The following is an 18,087-nucleotide window of genomic DNA, read 5'->3' as shown; positions in this document are numbered from 1 at the left end:
GGCGTGATCTTCAGGCGCGCGCCGCGATCGGACGTTGGTCGAGCTTCGGCTTCCAACCCAGCAATCTCAAAGCATTCAGCGTCACCAGCACGGTCGCGCCGGTATCGGCCAGGATGGCCAGCCACAGCCCGGTGGTCCCGGTCAGCGTCGTCGCCACGAAGAGCAGCTTCAGCCCGACGGCCACCGCCACGTTCTGCTTAACGTTGGCCAGCGTCGCCCGCGACAGGGCGACCAGCTCGGCCACCCCGGTCACCCGCTGCTGCAGCAGCGCGGCATCCGCCGCCTCCAGCGCCACGTCGGTGCCGCCGCCCATGGCGACGCCGACGCTGGCCGCGGCCAGGGCCGGCGCGTCGTTGATGCCGTCGCCCACCATCACCACCGGGCCGCGCGCCTTCAGCGCCTCGATCTCGCGCAGCTTGTCGGCCGGCAGCAGCCCGGCCTTCACCTCCAGCCCGAGCCCTGCGGCGATCGCGCCGCCGGTGCGCGGATTGTCGCCGGTCAGCATCACCGCGCCGATCCCCTGCCGGCCCAGCGCCGCGATCGCCGCCGCCGCATCGGCCCGCGGCTCGTCGCGGATCGCCAGGATGCCGAGCGCGGCGCGGGCCGCGGTCAGCACCACCACGGTCTTGCCCTCCGCCTCCAGTGCCTCAGCCTGGGCGGCCAGCGCCGGCGGCAGGGCCGCGCCGCTCTCGGCCGCCCAGGACGGGCTGCCCAGCCCGATGCGGCGGCCCTCGATATTGGCGGCCACCGCCTTGCCGGGGATGGCGGCGCCGGCCCGGGCGGCGGGCACGGTCACGCCGCGCGCCGCGGCCTCGGCCAGCACGGCGCGGGCCAGCGGGTGGCTCGAACCTGCCTCGACGCCGGCGGCCAGGCGGAGCACCCCGTCCTCGGTCTGGCCCTCGGCCGCGCGGAGATCGGTGACCCGCGGCTGGCCGGCGGTCAGCGTGCCGGTCTTGTCGAAGGCGATGGTTTTCGCCGCCCCCAGCGCCTCCAGCGCCGCGCCACCCTTCACCAGCAGCCCGCGCCGGGCGCCGGCTGACAGCCCCGAGGCCATCGCCGCCGGCACCGAGATCACCAGCGCGCAGGGGCAGGCCACCAGCAGCAGCGCCAGCCCGCGATACAGCCAGGTCCCCCAGTCGCCGCCCAGCAGCAGCGGCGGCACCAGGATGACCAGCGCCGCGACGCCCATGGCGGCCGGGGTCCAGATCTCGGAGAAGCGCTCGATGAAGCGCTGCGCCTGGCCGCGCGAGGCCGTCGCCTCGGCCACCATGCGGGCGATGCGGGCCAGCGTGCTGTCCTCGCCGGCACGGGTCACGGCGACGGTCAGCACGGCCTCGGCATTGATGCTGCCGGCGACCACCGGCGCGCCCGGTCCGCGGGCGATAGGCATGGACTCCCCGGTGACCGGGCTTTCGTCCAGCGAGGAATGGCCTTCCGTGATCTCGCCGTCGCAGGGCACGCGCTCGCCGGGGCGGACCAGCACGCGGTCGCCGACGCGCAGCGCCTCGGCCGGCACCGTCTCGGCGGCACCCGAGCCGCCGATGCGCTGCGCCGTCCGCGGCATCATGGCGACCAGCGAGCGGATGCCGGCCCGCGCCCGCCCGGCGGCGATCCCCTCCAGCAGCTCGCCCAGGGCGAAGAGGAAGACCACCAGAGCGGCTTCCTCGGCCGCGCCGATCACCGCGGCGCCGAGGGCGGCGACCACCATCAGCGTCTCGATGCTGAAGGGGCTGCCGGCGCGGGCGAGCGCCAAGGCCCGCCGGCCGAAGGGCACCAGCGCCACCAGCGTCGCCGCCAGGTAGAGCGCATAGCCGGCCGAGGGCCAGAGCTGCGCCGCCCCCCAGGCCAGCGCCACCAGCCCGCCCAGCAGGAAGACCAGCCGGGCGCGCGCGGTCGCATGCCAGGGCCGGTCGGCATCGCCGGGGGCGCCATGATCATGGCCATGCGCGCCATGTCGCTGCCCGCCCTGCCCCTGCACAGCCGGGGTGGCATGGTCGCGGTCGTGATGGCCGCCGCCGGCCGCTTGGTCGTGAACGTGGTCGTGGTCGTGATGATGCCCGCCGCAGGCCGAATGGTCGTGATCATGGTGGGCATGCCGCGGCGCCGGCGCCGTGGCGCCCTCCAGCCGGGTGACGCCATAGCCCAGCGCGGCCACCTGGCGCTGCACCGCCTCGGCGGCGGCGGTCCCGGCCAGGCGCGCGGTCAGCCGCTCGGCCATCAGGTTGACCTCGACCTCCGAGATGCCCGGCAGCCGCTCCACCGCGCGCGTCACCTTGGCAACGCAGGCGGCGCAATCCATGCCCGCCACCCGCCAGACCGTCTTGCCCTCGTTCGCCATCCTGCCGCTCCGCCTGCTGTGCGGCGGTGGATATGCATCCTCCAGTCACTGGAGGTTCAAGGGCGGAAATGCGCGGTCGCGAAAAATCGCGCTGACGGCCGCAACCGTTGCGCTCCGCGCCGGTTTCCTTCCACGCAACCGTTTGCATGGGAGGAAAATCCTTCATGCCTGTCGCCGCCGAGGATCAGATCGCCCGCGCTGCCCTGGCCGCCCTGGTCGAGGCCATCGACGACCTGATCGCCCAGGGCGCCATGGCGCCGCAGCTCGCCCCGGGCGTCCTGCACCGCGCCATCGCCCATCTGCCGCCGCATCCGCGCGGGCTGCTGTCCCGCGCCGCGCGCGACATCCCCCATCTGCAGCCGCCCAAGGGCATGCGGGACAGCCTGGCCCGGATTGCGCCCTGACCGCGCCTCTGCTTCTGTCGCTGCCGCTTCAGGAGAGGAACAGAGCATGCGCGCCTATCGCTACGACCACCTGCATCTGCGCAGCCCGGATCCCGAGAAGGCCGCCGCCTTCTACACCGGCCTGCTGGGGGCCACCGAGAAGGCCCGCCTCGACAACAACGGCGCATTGCGCATCGTGCTCGACCTCGGCGGCGTCACCGTCTTCGTCGAGCAGGTGCCGGCCGCGACGCCCGTGCCGCCGCCCGCCCCCTTTGTCGGCATCGAGCATATCGGCCTGGTGGTCGACGACATCGCGGCCGCCATCGAGGAGCTCCGCGGCCAGGGCGTCGCCATCCTGGCCGAGCCGAAGCAGATCAAGCCGGGACTGAGCATCGCCTTCATCGGCGGACCGGATGGCGTGCGCATCGAGCTGCTGGAACGGAAGTAAGCCAGCGGCGGCAGGGCCAGTCGGGGGGACCTGTCGGGCGGACCTGTCCGGGGAAACGCTCCGGACAGGCCCTGCTTCGTCTATCCCACCAGCGGGTCGTCGAAGGCGGGCAGCGAACGCTCCCACGACCGCGCGGCGCGCAGCAGCGTCCGCTCGTCGAACATGCGCCCGACCAGCTGCAGCGATGTCGGCAGGCCGCTGGCCGACAGCCCCGACATCATCGCCAGCGCCGGATGGCCCGTGACGTTGAACGGTGCCCGCGCATGCATCGGATAGCTGCGCGCCACCTCGGCCGGATCGTCGATCCTCGCCGGCAGGGTCAGCGAGCTGGCGCAGAGCAGCAGGTCGAACTTGGTCAGCGCTGTCTCCACCGCCGCCGTCATCTGCCGCCGCAGCCGCATCGCCTGCAGCAGGTCGGCGGCCGTCAGGAAGCCGCCCACCAGCAGCGCGTCGCGCGTCAGCGTGGCATAGTCGCCGGGCCGCTCGGCCAGCCAGCCCTGGTGGATGGCGAAGGCCTCCGCCGTCAGGATGGTGCGGTTCACCGCGGCGAAATCGGCCAGCGACGGCAGCGCCATGTCGCGCACCACCGCGCCCATGGCGGAGAAGGCCGCCGCCGCCGCATCCAGCGCCGAGGCCACCTCGGGATCGGTGCCCGCCATGTCGCGCTCGTGGAAATGCCGGACATAGCCGATGCGCAGCCCGGCCACGCCGTTCTCCAGCCCGGCCAGCGGATCGGCCCAGGCGGCCGGCCGCGCGCTGCCCGGATCGGCGGCGTCATGCCCGGCCAGCGCCGCGGTCAGCGCCGCGACATCGGCGACCGTGCGCGCCATCGGCCCGACATGGTCCAGCGTCCAGGACAGCGGGAAGACGCCGGTGCGCGGCAGCAGCCCGTAGCTGGGCTTCAGCCCGACCACGCCACAGGCGCTGGCCGGGTTGCGGGTCGAGCCGCCGGTGTCGCTGCCCAGGGCGAGGGGGAAGAACCCCGCCGCCAGCCCGGCGCCTGAGCCGGAGGACGAGCCGCCCGGATGATGCGCCAGGTTCCAGGGATTGCGCGCCGGCGGGAAAGGCAGGTCGAAGCAGGGCCCGCCGAGGGCGAATTCATGCGTCGCCACCTTTCCCATCAGGATCGCCCCCGCCCCGCGCAGCCGCGCCACCACGGTGGCGTCGCGCGCGGCGCGGTGGTCCAGTCGGATCCGCGAATGGCAGGTGGTCGGCTGGCCGGCAACGTCGATGATGTCCTTCAGCCCGACCGGCACGCCATGCAGCGGGCCGCGCAACCCGCCGGCGGCGATCTCCTGCGCCGCCAGCGCCGCCGAAGCGCGGGCGCCGGCAGCGTCGAGCCGGATGAAGGCATGCACCTTCGGGTCCAGCGCGGCGATGCGCCCCAGCAGCGCCTCCACCACCTCGACCGGGGTGAAGCGGCCATGGGCATAGCCGGCCTGCAGCTGCGCGGCCGACAGCCGGTGCAGCCCGGCGGTCACCGCGGGCCCCGCGCCGGCTCGGGCTCGAGCTCCGGCGGCAGCGGGCGGGCCAGGCTGGCGCGCAGCTGGGCCGCCTTGCGCGCCGCCTGGCGCAGCAGCTCGGGCTGCTCCTGCCACAGCCGGGTCAGACCTGCCGCCTCGGCCATGGCCTTCACGCCGGAATCGTCGCTCATCGGGTCCCCTCCTGCTGCGACGCCATCATGCGGCAAGCGGGCGCAATGTCATCCATCCATCACAGGAGCAGAAATCTGGTTCAGCCGCTGGAATGGCCCTGCGGCCGGTCTTCGCGGGTCAGCCCGAGAATCCTGGAGGATCCATTCGTAATATCGTTGGTCATTCCATATCCGGAATCTACTCTGCGGCCACAAGAACAGGGAGGGGGTTCCATGAACCAGGACAACCAGCTTGGGCGCCGGCGGCTCTTTGCGGCCGCGGCGGCCTTTCCGGCCAGCGCCGTCTTTGCCCGGCATGGCCAGGCGCAGGGCGCGCCCACCATCCGGATCGGCGTGCTGACCGACATGTCGGGCGCCTATCGCGACACCGGCGGGCCGACCTCGCTGGCCTGCGCGCAGCAGGCGCTGGAGGACTTCCGGCCCGCCGAGCGTGGGCTGAATGTCGAGATCCTCAGCGCCGACCATCAGCAGAAGGCCGATGTCGGCGCCGCCATCGCCCGGCGCTGGTTCGACCTGGACCAGGTCGACGTCATCGTCGAGGTGAACAACAGCGCCGTCGCCCTGGCCGTCGCCAGCGTGGCGCAGGAGAAGAACCGCATCCATCTGAACACCGGCGCGGTGTCCTCCGACCTGACCGGGCGGGGCTGCAATCCGAACCTGCTTCATTGGACCAGCGACAGCTGGATGTGCGCCAATGCCGTGGCGCCGCATGTGGTGAAGAGCGGCGGCAAGGACTGGTATTTCATCGCCCCCGACTATGCCTTCGGCCATTCGCTGCAGCGCGACACGGCGCGGATGGTCGAGCAGGCCGGCGGCCAGGTGCTGGGGCGGACCTTCTATCCGTTTCCCTCGACCACCGACTTCTCCTCCTATCTGCTGCAGGCGGTGCGCAGCGGGGCGAAGGTGCTGGGCTTCGCCAATGGCGCGGGGGACCTGCAGAACTCGCTGAAGCAGGCGCATGAATTCGGCATCCGGCAGCGAGGGCTGCGGCTGACCAGCCTGGTCACCTTCATCACCGACATCCATTCGGTGGGACTGGAGATCACCCAGGACCTGCTGCTGACCGAGAGCTTCTACTGGGACCTGAACGACCGAACCCGCGCCTTCACCCGCCGCCTGCTGCCGAAGACGCCGCGCAACTACCCGAACCAGGAGCACGCGGCGACCTATTCCGGCGTGCTGCACTATCTCAAGGCGGTGGCGGAGATCGGCGCGCCGGCGGCCAAGGCCTCGGGACGGGACACGATCGCGGCGATGCGGCGGCTGCCGACCGACGACGACTGCTTCGGGCCGGGGCGGCTGCGGGAGGATGGGCGGAAGATCCATCCGACCCATCTGTTCACCGTGAAGAAGCCCGGGGAGAGCAAGGGGGCCTGGGACTACTACATCCCGGTCGGCAGCATCGCGGCCGAGCAGGCCTTCCGGCCGATCAGCGAGGGCGGCTGTCCGCTGATGGCGCGCTAGTCGAGGCCGTGCGGCGCCGCGGCGTGGCTGTGGTCCAGGCAATGGCCGTGGTCGAAATCGGCCAGGGTCTCCAGGATGCGGCAGTCGCGGGCGGTGCCGCCCTGGCAGGTCTCGGCCATCTCGGTCAGCTCGGCGCGCAGTGCGGTCAGGCGGCGGAGGCGTGAATCGACCTCGGCGATCTGGGCGGTGGCGATGGCATGGGCGGTGGCGCAGTCATCGGCCGGGTGCTCGACCAGGCCGAGCAGCGCGCGGATGGCCGGCATGGCGAAGCCGAGCTCGCGGGCGTGGCGGATGAAGCCCAGGCGGCGCAGGTGGTCCTGGGCATAGACCCGGTGGCCGCCGTCGGTGCGGAGCGGCGCGGGCAGCAGCTTTTCCTGCTCGTACCAGCGGATGGTGGTGGGTTTGACGCCCGTCCGCCGGGCCAGTTCGCCGATGCTGAGCTGCATGGCGGTCATATGGCGGGCGCTTTGGGTTGTTGCCAGCTTTCTTTCAGACAAAAATAGAAGGGGGTACGGGGGGATACTTCCCCCCGTGCTTATTCTTTAATTTCAATATCCAGGATGCCGTCGTTCCGCATCGTCGCGGTGTCCCCTTCGAGCAGCAGGACGGTCGTCGTGTCGCTTTCGACGATGGCCGGGCCTTGGATGACCTGCCCGGCCGGGAGCGTGGCGAAGTCGTGCAGCGGCACGCTTTTGGCGGTGCCGTCCAGGATGATGCTGCGGGTCGCGCCCGGCTGGTCGGCCCCGGTGTCCCGCCGGCTGCCCGAGGAAAGCTCCGGCAGGCGGCCGACGGCGGCAAGGCGGGCATTGACCAGCACCGCCTCCTCACCCGGCAGGTCGTAGGTGAAGAGGGCGCGGTGGCGGGCCTCGAAGGCCTCGGTGACACGGGTGGCGAGGCCGTCCTGGTCCCAACCGACCTCGTCCAGCGGCACGTCGATCTCGAAGACCTGCTCGCCGTAGCGCATGTCGGCGCGGCGCTGGATGGCGACCTCCCCTTGCCACCAGCCGGCCATGCGGGCGCGGGCGGCGGCTTCCAGGGTGTCGAAGGGGGCGCGGAGGGCGTCCTCCGACTTCATCGCCCCGGCGTCGAGGACGGAGCGGCTGACCTCGTAGCGCAGGTCGGTGTGCAGCATGCCCCAGGCGGAGAGGCCGGCGGCGAAGAAGGGCACCAGCACGCGGGTGATGCCGATCTCGCGGGCGACGCCCGTCGCGTGCAGGCCGGCGGCGCCGCCGAAGGAGAGGAGCGCGAAGCCGCGCGGGTCGACGCCGCGGCGGACGGTGGCGACGCGGATGCCGTCGGCCATGCGGGCATTGGCGATGCGCAGCATGCCGGCGGCGGTGGCCTCCGGCGTCAGCCCCAGCTTCTTGCCCAGTTCGGCCAAGGCGGTGTTGGCCGCACCCAGGTCCAGGGTCCGGCGGCCACCGAGGAAACGGGCCGGGTCCAGGTAGCCCAGGGCCAGGTTGGCGTCGGTCACGGTGGGCTCGGTGCCGCCGGCGCCGTAAGCCGCGGGGCCGGGCACGGCGCCGGCGCTGCGCGGGCCGACCTGCAGGGTGCCGCCGGCGCCCAGATGGCCGATCGAGCCGCCGCCGGCGCCGAGCGTCACGATGTCGAGGCTTTCGAGGGCGATGCGCTCGCCGCCGACGCTGCGGCCGCGGCCGAGCGCCGCGGCCCCCCCTTCGACCATGGCGATGTCGGTGGAGGTGCCGCCCATGTCGAAGGTGACCAGGTCCTGCGCCACGCCGGCGCGGGCCAGGGCCACCGCCGCCGCGACGCCGCCGGCCGGGCCGGAGAGCGCGGTGCCGACGGCGAGGCGCGAGGCCTCCTCGACCGGCGCCACGCCACCATGGCTGAGAATGACGAAAAGCGGGCCGGTGAAGCCGGCCGCGGTCAGGCGGCCGCCCAGCTTGCCGAGATAGCGGCTGACCAGCGGGCCGACATAGGCATTCACGGCCGTGGTGCTGAAGCGCTCGAATTCCTTGATCTGCGGCAGCACCTCGGCGGAGGTGGTGACGAAGATGCCGGGGATGGCCTGACGCACGGCTTCCGCCGCGGCGTCCTCATGCGCCGGGTCGCGCCAGGCGTGCAGGAAGCAGATGGCCACCGATTCCGCGCCGGCCGCCTTGGCGGCGTCGACGGCGGCGGCGAGCGATGCGGGGTCGAGCGCGGTCTGCACCCGGCCGTCGTCGCGCAGCCGCTCGCGCACGGGCAGGCGGCGCTCGCGCGGCACCAAGGGCTCGGGCGGCGGCATGCGCAGGTTGTAGCGCTCGGGCTTCAGGCCTTCGCGCATTTCCAGCACGTCGCGATGGCCCTCGGTGGTCAGCATGGCGACGCGCGCGCCCTTCTTTTCCAGCAGCGCGTTGGTGGCGACGGTGGTGCCGTGGACGATGCGGTCGGTCTGGCGCAGCAGATCCGCTGTCGTCACGCCCAGTGTCTCGGCGAGACGGGCAATGCCGGCGAGGACGCCTTCGCTCTGGTCGCCCGGGGTGCTGGCGGCCTTGGCCAAAGTCGTGGCGCCGCCAGGGGCGATGCCGACGACGTCGGTGAAGGTGCCGCCGACATCGACGCCGATCACATAGCCGGTCATGCCACCACTCCCGCGCGGCGGTCGCGCGCTGTCGCCTCGGGGTCGCGTTGCTCGGGCGGGCCCCAGCCGCCGCCGCCGCCGGACTTCACCTCCAGCACCTCGCCCGGGCCGATGACGATGCCGGTCTCCTTGGTCAGCAGCACCCGCTCGCTGCCATCGGCGCGCTTCAGCACATAGTGGTGGGGCAGGCCGTCGGCGCCGCCGGCCAGGCCCGTGGCGCCGTAGCGCGCGCCCTCGCCGGCGGTGTTGCCGCGGGTGGGGGCGTCGGTCTCGACATGCAGGCGCAGCTCGCCGCCGTCGCCGCCGCGGAACTTGCCCTCGCCGCCGGAGCCAGGGCGGAGCTCATGCTTTTCGAAGAACAGTGGAAAACGCGCCTCGGCCATTTCGACGCTGCCGAACTTGATGCCGCCGGCCGCCTGCCATTCGCCGGCGCAGGCCCAGCCGTCGCCGGCCGGCGAGGCGCCGCCTCCCGGCCGGGCATGGAACAGATGCCAGACGAAGGGGCGGTCGCGGCGCGGGTCGCGGCCGGTGATGGCGATGCGGAAGCGCTTGCCCCAGGCGGCCATGGCGCGGTCCGGGCAGCTCTGCCCCAGGGCGCGCACCACGGCCTCGAGGATTTCTTGGGCGCAGTGGTTGGTCGACAGCGTCACCGGCGCGCCCTCGGCGGCCCAGACGATGGTGCCCTCGCGGGCGATGACCTCGAGCAGGCGGAAGACGCCGTCATTCTTCGGCGTGTCGGGGTCGAGCAGATAGGCGAAGCCGATGGCCACCGCCGAGCGCATGTTGGCGTAGGAGGAATTGACGAAGCTGGCGACCTGCGGATCGCTCTTGGTCAGGTCCACCGTGATCGCCGAACCCTGCTTCGTCACGGTCGCGCGGATGGCGATGTCCTGGTTGCCGCGGCCGTCATCGTCGAGCAGCACTTCCGACGACCAGCTCCCGTCTTCCCAGGCTTCGACGATGCGGCGCGCCTCGGCCTCGGCCAGGTCGAGGATGGCGATGGCGGCTTCCGACACCTCGGCCGCGCCATGGCGGGAAAAAGCCTCCTGCAGGCGCTTCTCGCCCAGGCGGGCCGCGCCGACGGACGCCAGCATGTCGCCGCGGAAGTCGCGCGGCAGGCGGGTGTTGGCGGCCAGCATGGTCAGCAGGTCGGGCCGCACCACGCCGCCCTGGCCCAGGCGGATCGGCGGGATGCGGATGCCCTCCTGCCAGATCTCGGTGGCCGAGGGGTTGTAGGCGCCATGCGTCGCGCCGCCGATGTCGCTCTGATGCGCGCGCACCACGCTCCAGAAGCGCAGGGTGCCGCCGTCGTCGAAGACCGGCATGATGATGGTCAGGTCGGGCAGGTGGCTGCCGCCATGCTGCGGGTCGTTGACCAGGAAGATGTCGCCCGGATGCGTGTCGCCGGCGAAGGCCTCGGCCACCGCCTTCACGGCATAGGGCATGGCGCCGACATGCACGGGCAGATGGTCGGCCTGGGCGACCAGCCGGGCCTCGGCGTCGCAGAGCGCGATGGAAAAGTCGCGCGAGGCGTTGAGGATTTGTGAATAGGCGGTGCGCAGCAGCGCCTCGCCCATTTCCTCGACGATCGCCGTGAAGCGCGCCTGCAAGACGGCCAGGGTTACCGGATCGGGCATCGCAGCCAGGGACTCCCTTGTCTGAGAATCCCATCAGGAGCCCTTACGTTTTTTTAAGCAAGACGGGGCGGGGCACATTCTTGCCGGCTCATTTGCGAATCACTCTCAAATCTCTAAGGTGGCGGCGATCCCTTCCCCACGCTGCCATGGCCAACGACCCGGACCACCTGTTCCGCCTGCACCGCAGCCGCCTGAAGGCCGAAGCTAACCGGCGGCTGCGCGACGCCGAGGCCTCGGCCGACGCGGTGCAGGACACTTTTGTGCGTTATCTGTCGCGGCTGCGGGATGCGGAGCGTGCGCCGGTCGAGAACGCCCCCGGCTTCCTGCGGCGGATTCTGTCGAACCTGGTCAGCAACCGGCAGCTGCGCGGGCCGCGCGGCCAGGTGCCGGTCGACGAGGTCGAGCTGGCCGATGGCGCGCCCGACGGCGAGGCGGCGCTGCTGGGCGCCGAGGCGCGGGCCCGGCTGGCGCGGCTGATCGCCGAATTGCCGCCGCGCGGCCGCCAGGTGATCTACCTGCACAAGTTCCGCGGCCTCAGCTATGCCGAGATCGCCCAGCGGCTCGGGATTTCCGAGAACACGGTGATGGTCCATATGAGCCGCTCGCTCGCCGCCCTGCGCCGCCGCCTGCGCGAGGAAAGTGACGATGGCCGGTAATGGGGCGGGCCGCGGGCCGGGTCATGGTGATCGCCCGCCCCTTGATCCTGGAGAATTCCCCGTGTCGCCCGAGGCCGAGCTGACCCGCATCGAGGAGCAGGCGGCGATCTGGTTCACCCGGTCGCGCCAGCCCGCTTGGCCCGCCGCGGAACGCGACGCCCTGGCCGCCTGGCTGGCTGAGGACCCGCGGCATGCCGTGGCGCTGCGCGAGGCGGAGGCGCTGTGGGGGGCGTTGGACGGGCAGCGGGCGGCGCTGGGCGCGGGGTTGCCGAAGGGCCGCCGCAGCCTGTGGCGCCCGGCGCTGGGCCTGGCCGGGGCGGCGGCTGCGGCCGGGGGGGTGTTCTGGCTGTCCGACCCCGCCCGCCGCGCCGATTACCGCAGCGGCACCGGCGAGCGCCGGGTGGTGGAGCTGGCCGCCGACGGCAGCCGCGCCGAGCTCGACGCGGCCAGTGCGCTGTCGGCCGATTTCTCCGGGGCAGCACGGCGGCTGACGCTGCATGCCGGCCAAGCGCTGCTGACCCTGCCCCCTGCCCGCCCCTTCGAGGTGCTGGCTGGCGACGGGCGGCTGATCGGAACCGGCGGCAGCCTCGGGCTGCACCGTCGCGCCGAGCGGGTTTCGGTCGCCCTGCTGGAGGGCCGCGCCACGCTGCAGCAGGGTGGCCGCCGCGTGGTGCTGGAGCGCGGTGAGGCAGCGAGCTACGGCGTCGCCGGGCTGCAGGGGCCGGTCGCCGCCGACCCCGGCACGGCGACCGCCTGGCGCCAGGACCAGCTGATCTTCCGCCGCGCGCCGCTGGCCGAGGTGGTTCAGGACCTGGAGCGCTACCGCGGCGGGGTGATCCTGATCACCGACCGGAAGACGGCGGAGATCTCGGTCTCCGGCGCCTTCTCCACCCGCAATCCGGATGCGGTGCTGGCGGCGATCGGCCAGACGCTGCCGGTCACGGTGCGGCAGATCGCCGGGTATCTGGTGGTGATCTCGGCGGGGTGAGGCTCAGTCGATCCGGATCCCCGCCTTCTGCACCAGCGCCGCATAGCGTTCCGCCTCGCGCCGCACCAGGTTCGCCGCATCCTCCGCCGAGCCGCCGCCGGGGATGAAGCCGGCTTCCTCCAGCCGGGTGCGGATCATCGGATCGCTGACCGCCTTGTTGCCGGCGCGGACGCAGCGGTCGACGACAGGCGCCGGCAGCCCGGCCGGGCCCAGCATCATGTACCAGACATTGATCTCGAAGCCCGGATAGCCCAGCTCGGCGATGGTCGGCACTTCGGGCAGGCTGGCGACGCGGGCCGGCATGGTCACCGCCAGCGCCTTGGTGGTGCCGGCGCGCAGATGCGGCAGGTGGGTCGGCAGGGTGTCGATCGCCAGGTCCAGCGTGCCGGCCATCAGGTCGTTCAGCACCGGGCCGGTGCCGCGATAGGGCACGTGGGTCATCTGGATGCCGGCGGCCTGGCACAGCATCTCGGCCGCCAGGTGCTGCTGCGTCGCGATGCCGGAGGAGGCGTAGTTCAGCTTGCCCGGATTGGCCTTGGCGAAGGCGATCAGCCCGGCCAGGTCCTTGTACGGCGCATTGGCAGGGACGACGGCCACCAGCGGCACCGTGCCGGCCAGCATCAGCGGCGTGAAGTCGCGCGCCTGGTCGTAGGGCGGGTTCCGCATCAGCGGCCCGACCACCGACTGGGTCGAGACCGTGCCCATCACCAGCGTGTAGCCATCCGGCTTCGCCCTCGCCGCGGCGGCGGAGGCCACGGTGCCGCTGGCCCCGGCCCGGTTCTCGACGGCGACCGGCTGGCCGAGCTCGGCCTGCAGCGTCGGCGCCAGCAGGCGGGCGATGATATCGGTGCCGCCGCCGGGGGCGAAGCCGACCAGCATGGTCACGCTGCGGTTGGGATAGTCTGACTGGGCCAGGGCCTGCCGGGGCGCCAGGACAGGGGCGGCAGCCAGGGCCGCGCCCGCGCCGAGAAGATGGCGGCGATCGATCATGCTTTGCATTCTCCTGCGGCCCGGGCTTCGCGCGCCCGGTGCCGGGATTCTTGGACGCCCCCAGCATGGCGGCGCCGTGGCGGGATTGGAAAGCCCGAAAGCGCAGGCTTGCGGCGCGGCGAGCGACAGCGCGATAGTTTCGCGACCAATCACGCGCGGGGCCGCAGAAGCCGCCGCCGATAAGGGGGAGGTCGTCGGATGCGCCTTGCCATCACCCTGCGCCGCCTGGCTGCCGGTGCTGTCCTGTCCATGGCCCTGCTGGGCGCGGCCCTGGCGGCCGACCATCCCGCGCCGCAGCGGGGCGAGTTCACCGCCCGCGACTTCCGCTTCCATGACGGCACGGTGCTGCCGGCGCTGCGGCTGTCCTACCTGACGCTCGGCGCCCCCACGGGCGAGCCGGTGCTGCTGCTGCACGGCACGGCGGGCTCGGCGCAGGCCATGCTGGCGCCCGCCTTTGCCGGCGCGCTGTTCGGCCCCGGCCAGCCGCTGGATGCCCAGAAGTATTTCATCGTCATCCCCGACGCGCTGGGCGCCGGGCAGTCGGCCAAGCCGTCGGACGGGATGCGCGCCGGCTTTCCGGCCTACAACTACGACGACATGGTGCTGGCGCAGCACCGGCTGGTCACCGAAGGGCTGGGCATCCGCCACCTGCGGCTGGTGATCGGCAATTCCATGGGCGGCATGCATGCCTGGCTCTGGGGCATCGCCTGGCCGGAGATGATGGACGGGCTGGTGCCGCTGGCCTCGCAGCCGATCCCGATGTCCGGGCGCAACTGGATGATGCGGCGGATGATCATCGACGCCGTGCGCAACGACCCGGCCTGGCAGGGCGGCAACTACACCACCCAGCCGGCCGGGCTGCGCATCGCCAACGCGTTCTTCGGCATCGCCACCAGCGGCGGCAGCATCGCCTATCAGAGCCTGGCGCCCAGTCGCGAGGCGGCGGACCGCCTGCTGCAGGCGCGGCTGGCGCAGCCCTTCAACCAGGACGCCAATGACGTCTTGTTCCAGTGGGATTCCTCGCGCGACTTCGACCCGACCGAAGGCTTGCCGCGGATCACCGCGCCGGTGCTGGCGATCAACGCCGCCGATGACGAGCGCAACCCGCCGGAGACCGGGCTGATGGAGCAGGCGCTGGCCCGCATCCCGCAGGCGCGGCTGCACATGATCCCGGCCAGTGCCGAGACCCGCGGCCATGGCACCACCGGCATCGCCCGCTTCTGGGCGGCGCCGCTGGCCGAATTCCTGGCCGGCCTGCCGAAGCGCCAACCCTGACTGGACGGCGCGCCGCTTTGCCGGCAGGCTCGCGATTCTGGGAGCAAGAGCCAGGCACGCCGCGCCGCGGAGGAAGCCTGAGATGCACGACCTGTCTGTCTGCGGCTGCGCGCGAGCATCCACGCCGGCCGCCGCGTCCTGCCATCCGCTGGATCCGCTGACCCCGGCGGAGCTGATGCGCGTCGTCGCCGTCCTCCGCGCCGCGCCGGAATTCGGCGATGGTGTGCTGTTCGAGACGATCGAGCTGAAGGACCCCGACCGCGCGGCCCTGCGCGGCTTCGAGGCCGGCGGCCCGCCGCCGCCGCGCCAGGCCCGCGCCGCGCTGTTCCGCGCCGGCGCGCCGGGGGTGTGGCGGCTGGTGGTGGACCTCGACGCCGCGGCCGTGGTGGATCGGAAGCATCTGCCCGACGCCCGGCCGATGATCCAGATCGAGCAGTTCTTCGGCATCGAGGATCTGGTCCGCCAGGATCCGCGCTTCATCGCCGCCTGCGCCAGGCGCGGCATCACCGACATGCAGAAGGTCTGCGTCGATCCCTGGTCGGCCGGCAATTTCGGCATCCCCGGCGAGGAAGGCCGGCTGCTGTGCCACACCTTCGCCTGGCTGCGGCTGCGGCCGCACGAGAATTTCTACGCCCACCCGATCGAGGGGCTGAACGCCGTCGTCGACCTGATGAGCGGCACGGTGATCCGCGTCGACGACCATGGCGTCGTGCCCGTGCCGATGGCGGAGCACAATTACGACCGCGACTTCCTGGAAGCACCGCGCCAGCCCTACAAGCCGCTCGACGTGGTGCAGCCGGAGGGCGTCAGCTTCCGCCTCGAGGGCCGGCAGCTGAGCTGGGACCGCTGGAGCCTGCGCATCGGCTTCAACGCGCGCGAGGCGCTGACCCTGCACGACATCCGCTATGACGGCCGGCCGGTGCTGCACCGCGCCTCGCTGGTCGAGATGGTGGTGCCCTATGGCTCGCCGGAGAACGGCCACGCCCGCAAGAACGTCTTCGACGTCGGCGAATACGGGCTCGGCAAGCTGACCAACTCGCTGAAGCTCGGCTGCGACTGCCTGGGCGAGATCCAGTATCTCGACGCTCATCTCGGCACCATGCAGGGCGGCGTCATGACCATCGGAAACGCCATCTGCATCCACGAGGAGGATGCCGGGCTGCTCTGGAAGCACTGGGACTTCCGCAGCAACCGGGCCGAGGTCCGCCGCGCCCGCCGGCTGGTCGTCTCCTGCATCTGCACCGTCGGCAACTACGAATACGCGCTCTACTGGTACCTGCACACCGATGGCGGCATCCAGTTCGAGGTCAAGGCCACCGGCATCGTCAACACCGCCGCCTGCCTGCCCGGAAACCCGGGCAAATACGCGCGGGAGGTGGCGCCGGGAGTCGCCGCCCAGATCCACCAGCACATCTTCTGCGCGCGCCTCGAGATGGCGGTGGATGGCGACCGCAACAGCCTGGTGGAATGCAACACCGAGGCGGAGCCGGAAGGCCCGGCCAACCCCTACGGCAATGCCTTCTTCGAGACGGAGACGCTGCTGCCGACCGAGCGCGCGGCGCGGCGGCGGGTGGCGCCGGAGAGCCACCGCTACTGGAAGGTGTGCAGCAGCGACAAGACGAACGCCGTCGGCCGCCCCACCGCCTACAAGCTGGAGCCGCTGCATGCGGTGACGCCGATGGTCTCGCCCTGCTCACCCTCGGGCCGCCGGGCGCGCTTCACGCAGAACCATCTCTGGGCTTCGCCGCTGCATCCGGAGGAACGCTACCCGGCCGGCGAATACATGAACCATTCCGACGGCGCGGACGACATCTGGGCGATCACCGAGCAGGACCGGCCGATCACCGACACCGCCCTGGTGCTGTGGCACTGCTTCGGCCTGCATCACCCGGTGCGGCCGGAGGACTTTCCCGTCCAGCCCTGCATCAGCACCGGCTTCCGCCTGACGCCGAGCGGCTTCTTCGACCGCAACCCCGGCATCGACCTGGCGCCCTCCGTCAATGCCGCCAGCTGCCATGCCTGCGCCGGCGGCTGACCGCTTCCCCGCTTCTCGCACCGACAAGGACATCGACGATGCAGCGACGTGACCTGATGCGCGCCGGCCTGGCGCTCGGCGCCACCTCTGCCTTGCCGCTCGCGGCGCCCGCCCTCGCGCAGGCGCCCAAGGTGATCAAGTTCGTGCCGCAATCGGATCTGACGGTGATCGATCCGGTGGTCACCACCGCCTATGTCACGCGCCACCATGCGCTGATGATCTTCGACCAGCTCTACGGCATCGACAAGGATTTCCGCCCCCAGCCACAGATGGCCGAGGGGCACGAGGTCGCCGGCGACGGGCTGACGGTCAGCATCCGCCTGCGCGAGGGCCTGCGCTTCCACGACGGCGCGCCGGTGCTGGCGCGCGACGCCGTGGCCTCGATCCGCCGCTGGGCGGTGCGCGACGCCATGGGGCAGGCGATGATGGCAGCGACCAACGAGCTCTCGGCGCCCGACGACCGCACCATCCAGTTCCGCCTGAAGAAGCCCTTCCCCCTGTTGATCGACGCGCTTGCGAAGCCCGGGACGCCGATCCTGGTCGTCATGCCGGAGCGGCTCGCCAAGGGCGACGCCGCCGTGCCGATCACCGAGTTCATGGGCTCCGGCCCCTTCCGCTTCGTCCCCGGCGAGCGTGTCCCGGGCTCGCGCCTGGTCTATGAGCGCAACCGCGACTACGTCCCGCGCGCCGACGGGCCGGTGGCCTGGACCAGCGGGCCGAAGCGGGTGCATTTCGACCGCGTCGAATGGCACGTCCTGCCCGACCAGGCGACGGCCGCGGCGGCGCTGCAGAACGGCGAGGTCGACTGGCTGGAGCAGCCGATCGCCGATATCGGCGCCCAGCTGAAGCGCAACCGCAACATCCAGGTCGAGGTCTCCGACCCCACCGGCTTCATGTCGCTGGCGCGCTTCAACCACCTGCACCCGCCCTTCGACAATCCGGCGATCCGCCGCGCCCTGCTCGGCGCGCTGGCGCAGGAGGACTTCATGACGGCGGTGATCGGCGCCGACCGCAGCCAGTGGCGCGACGGCATCGGCTTCTTCCCCGCCGGCACGCCGATGGCGAGCAGCGCCGGGATGGCCGCGATCACCGGGCCGCGCGACCTGGCCAAGGTGAAGCGCGACCTGGCCGCCGCCGGCTACAAGGGCGAGAAGGTGACGCTGCTGGGCTCGACCGACCAGCCGGCGCTGTTCCAGCTGGCCCAGGTCGCCGCCGACTACCTGACCAAGGCCGGCATGAATGTCGAATTCATCACCACCGACTGGGGCGTGGTGACGCAGCGCCGCGCCAGCCGCGAGGCGCCGGACAAGGGCGGCTGGAACATGTTCTTCACCAACTTCACCGGGCTCGACTTCTTCAACCCCGGCACCAACATCGCGCTGCGCGGCAATGGCGCCAGCGCCTGGTTCGGCTGGCCGAGCATGCCGAAGGTCGAAGAGCTGCGGAACCAGTGGTTCGACGCCCCCGACCTGGCGACGCAGCAGAAGCTGGCGGCGCAGATCCAGGAGCAGGGGCTGCAGGACGTCCCCTACCTGCCGCTCGGCCAGTATCTGCAGAACTGGGCCTACCGGAAGACGCTGACGGGCGTGATCCAGGGCATGCCGATGTTCTGGAACGTCAACCGCGTCTGACGGC

At 72.0% G+C, this 18,087-nt stretch carries 15 protein-coding genes; 8 read left to right on the top strand and 7 right to left on the bottom strand.

Features of this window, described 5'->3' with window-relative positions; translation table 11 throughout:
- Positions 1–10: 10 nt before the first annotated feature.
- Complete coding sequence (locus BKE38_RS07610; RefSeq protein WP_076956749.1) at positions 11–2,338, bottom strand: heavy metal translocating P-type ATPase; 2,328 nt, start codon at positions 2,336–2,338, stop codon at positions 11–13.
- A 164-nt stretch (positions 2,339–2,502) separates the two neighbouring features.
- Between BKE38_RS07610 and BKE38_RS07605 the strand changes: the two genes are divergently transcribed.
- Together BKE38_RS07605 and BKE38_RS07600 are read left to right on the top strand one after the other, a co-directional pair.
- Positions 2,503–2,742, top strand: coding sequence for a hypothetical protein (locus BKE38_RS07605; RefSeq protein ID WP_076956748.1), 240 nt, complete (start codon positions 2,503–2,505; stop codon positions 2,740–2,742).
- Positions 2,743–2,788: 46 nt separating this feature from the next.
- Positions 2,789–3,169, top strand: a complete 381-nt coding sequence (locus BKE38_RS07600; protein WP_076956747.1) for a VOC family protein — start codon at positions 2,789–2,791, stop codon at positions 3,167–3,169.
- An 80-nt stretch (positions 3,170–3,249) separates the two neighbouring features.
- On the opposite strand, the gene BKE38_RS07595 is transcribed toward BKE38_RS07600, so the two are convergent.
- Together BKE38_RS07595 and BKE38_RS31895 are read right to left on the bottom strand one after the other, a co-directional pair.
- Positions 3,250–4,650, bottom strand: a complete 1,401-nt coding sequence (locus BKE38_RS07595; RefSeq protein ID WP_076956746.1) for an amidase — start codon at positions 4,648–4,650, stop codon at positions 3,250–3,252.
- Positions 4,647–4,823, bottom strand: a complete 177-nt coding sequence (locus BKE38_RS31895) for a hypothetical protein (protein WP_165694142.1) — start codon at positions 4,821–4,823, stop codon at positions 4,647–4,649. The genes BKE38_RS07595 and BKE38_RS31895 overlap by 4 nt, the downstream gene beginning before the upstream one ends.
- Positions 4,824–5,036: 213 nt before the next feature.
- On the opposite strand from BKE38_RS31895, the gene BKE38_RS07590 reads away from it, so the two are divergent.
- A complete protein-coding gene (locus BKE38_RS07590; protein WP_076956745.1) occupies positions 5,037–6,287 on the top strand; it encodes an ABC transporter substrate-binding protein in 1,251 nt (416 codons plus the stop codon).
- Here BKE38_RS07590 and BKE38_RS07585 read toward each other — a convergent pair.
- The 3 genes from BKE38_RS07585 to BKE38_RS07575 form a co-directional block, all read right to left on the bottom strand.
- A complete protein-coding gene (locus tag BKE38_RS07585) occupies positions 6,284–6,742 on the bottom strand; it encodes a MerR family transcriptional regulator (RefSeq protein WP_083747367.1) in 459 nt (152 codons plus the stop codon). The two genes, BKE38_RS07590 and BKE38_RS07585, sit on opposite strands and share 4 nt — an antisense overlap.
- An 80-nt stretch (positions 6,743–6,822) precedes the next feature.
- The gene (locus BKE38_RS07580; protein WP_076956744.1) at positions 6,823–8,871 is read right to left on the bottom strand and encodes a hydantoinase/oxoprolinase family protein; all 2,049 of its coding nucleotides are present in this window, start codon (positions 8,869–8,871) and stop codon (positions 6,823–6,825) included.
- The gene (locus BKE38_RS07575; RefSeq protein WP_076956743.1) at positions 8,868–10,508 is read right to left on the bottom strand and encodes a hydantoinase B/oxoprolinase family protein; all 1,641 of its coding nucleotides are present in this window, start codon (positions 10,506–10,508) and stop codon (positions 8,868–8,870) included. The genes BKE38_RS07580 and BKE38_RS07575 overlap by 4 nt, the downstream gene beginning before the upstream one ends.
- A gap of 146 nt (positions 10,509–10,654) precedes the next feature.
- On the opposite strand from BKE38_RS07575, the gene BKE38_RS07570 reads away from it, so the two are divergent.
- Both BKE38_RS07570 and BKE38_RS07565 read left to right on the top strand, forming a co-directional pair.
- Positions 10,655–11,164, top strand: coding sequence for an RNA polymerase sigma factor (locus tag BKE38_RS07570; protein WP_076956742.1), 510 nt, complete (start codon positions 10,655–10,657; stop codon positions 11,162–11,164).
- 61 nt (positions 11,165–11,225) lie between these two features.
- Complete coding sequence (locus BKE38_RS07565; protein ID WP_076956741.1) at positions 11,226–12,152, top strand: FecR family protein; 927 nt, start codon at positions 11,226–11,228, stop codon at positions 12,150–12,152.
- A gap of 3 nt (positions 12,153–12,155) precedes the next feature.
- Here the strand turns inward: BKE38_RS07565 and BKE38_RS07560 are convergent, their stop codons facing one another.
- Complete coding sequence (locus BKE38_RS07560; protein ID WP_165694141.1) at positions 12,156–13,142, bottom strand: Bug family tripartite tricarboxylate transporter substrate binding protein; 987 nt, start codon at positions 13,140–13,142, stop codon at positions 12,156–12,158.
- 198 nt (positions 13,143–13,340) lie between these two features.
- On the opposite strand from BKE38_RS07560, the gene BKE38_RS07555 reads away from it, so the two are divergent.
- The 3 genes from BKE38_RS07555 (at position 13,341) to BKE38_RS07545 (ending at position 18,083) form a co-directional block, all read left to right on the top strand.
- The gene (locus tag BKE38_RS07555; RefSeq protein ID WP_076956739.1) at positions 13,341–14,417 is read left to right on the top strand and encodes an alpha/beta fold hydrolase; all 1,077 of its coding nucleotides are present in this window, start codon (positions 13,341–13,343) and stop codon (positions 14,415–14,417) included.
- A gap of 82 nt (positions 14,418–14,499) precedes the next feature.
- Positions 14,500–16,452, top strand: coding sequence for a primary-amine oxidase (locus tag BKE38_RS07550; protein WP_076956738.1), 1,953 nt, complete (start codon positions 14,500–14,502; stop codon positions 16,450–16,452).
- Positions 16,453–16,490: 38 nt separating this feature from the next.
- Positions 16,491–18,083 carry an ABC transporter substrate-binding protein gene (locus BKE38_RS07545; RefSeq protein WP_076956737.1) on the top strand — a complete coding sequence of 531 codons (1,593 nt, stop codon included), beginning with the start codon at positions 16,491–16,493 and terminating at the stop codon, positions 18,081–18,083.
- Positions 18,084–18,087 lie beyond the last annotated feature (4 nt).

This window comes from Teichococcus deserti (genome assembly GCF_001982615.1).
Classification (GTDB): domain Bacteria; phylum Pseudomonadota; class Alphaproteobacteria; order Acetobacterales; family Acetobacteraceae; genus Pseudoroseomonas; species Pseudoroseomonas deserti.
This window is presented reverse-complemented; position numbering and strand designations above follow the sequence as displayed.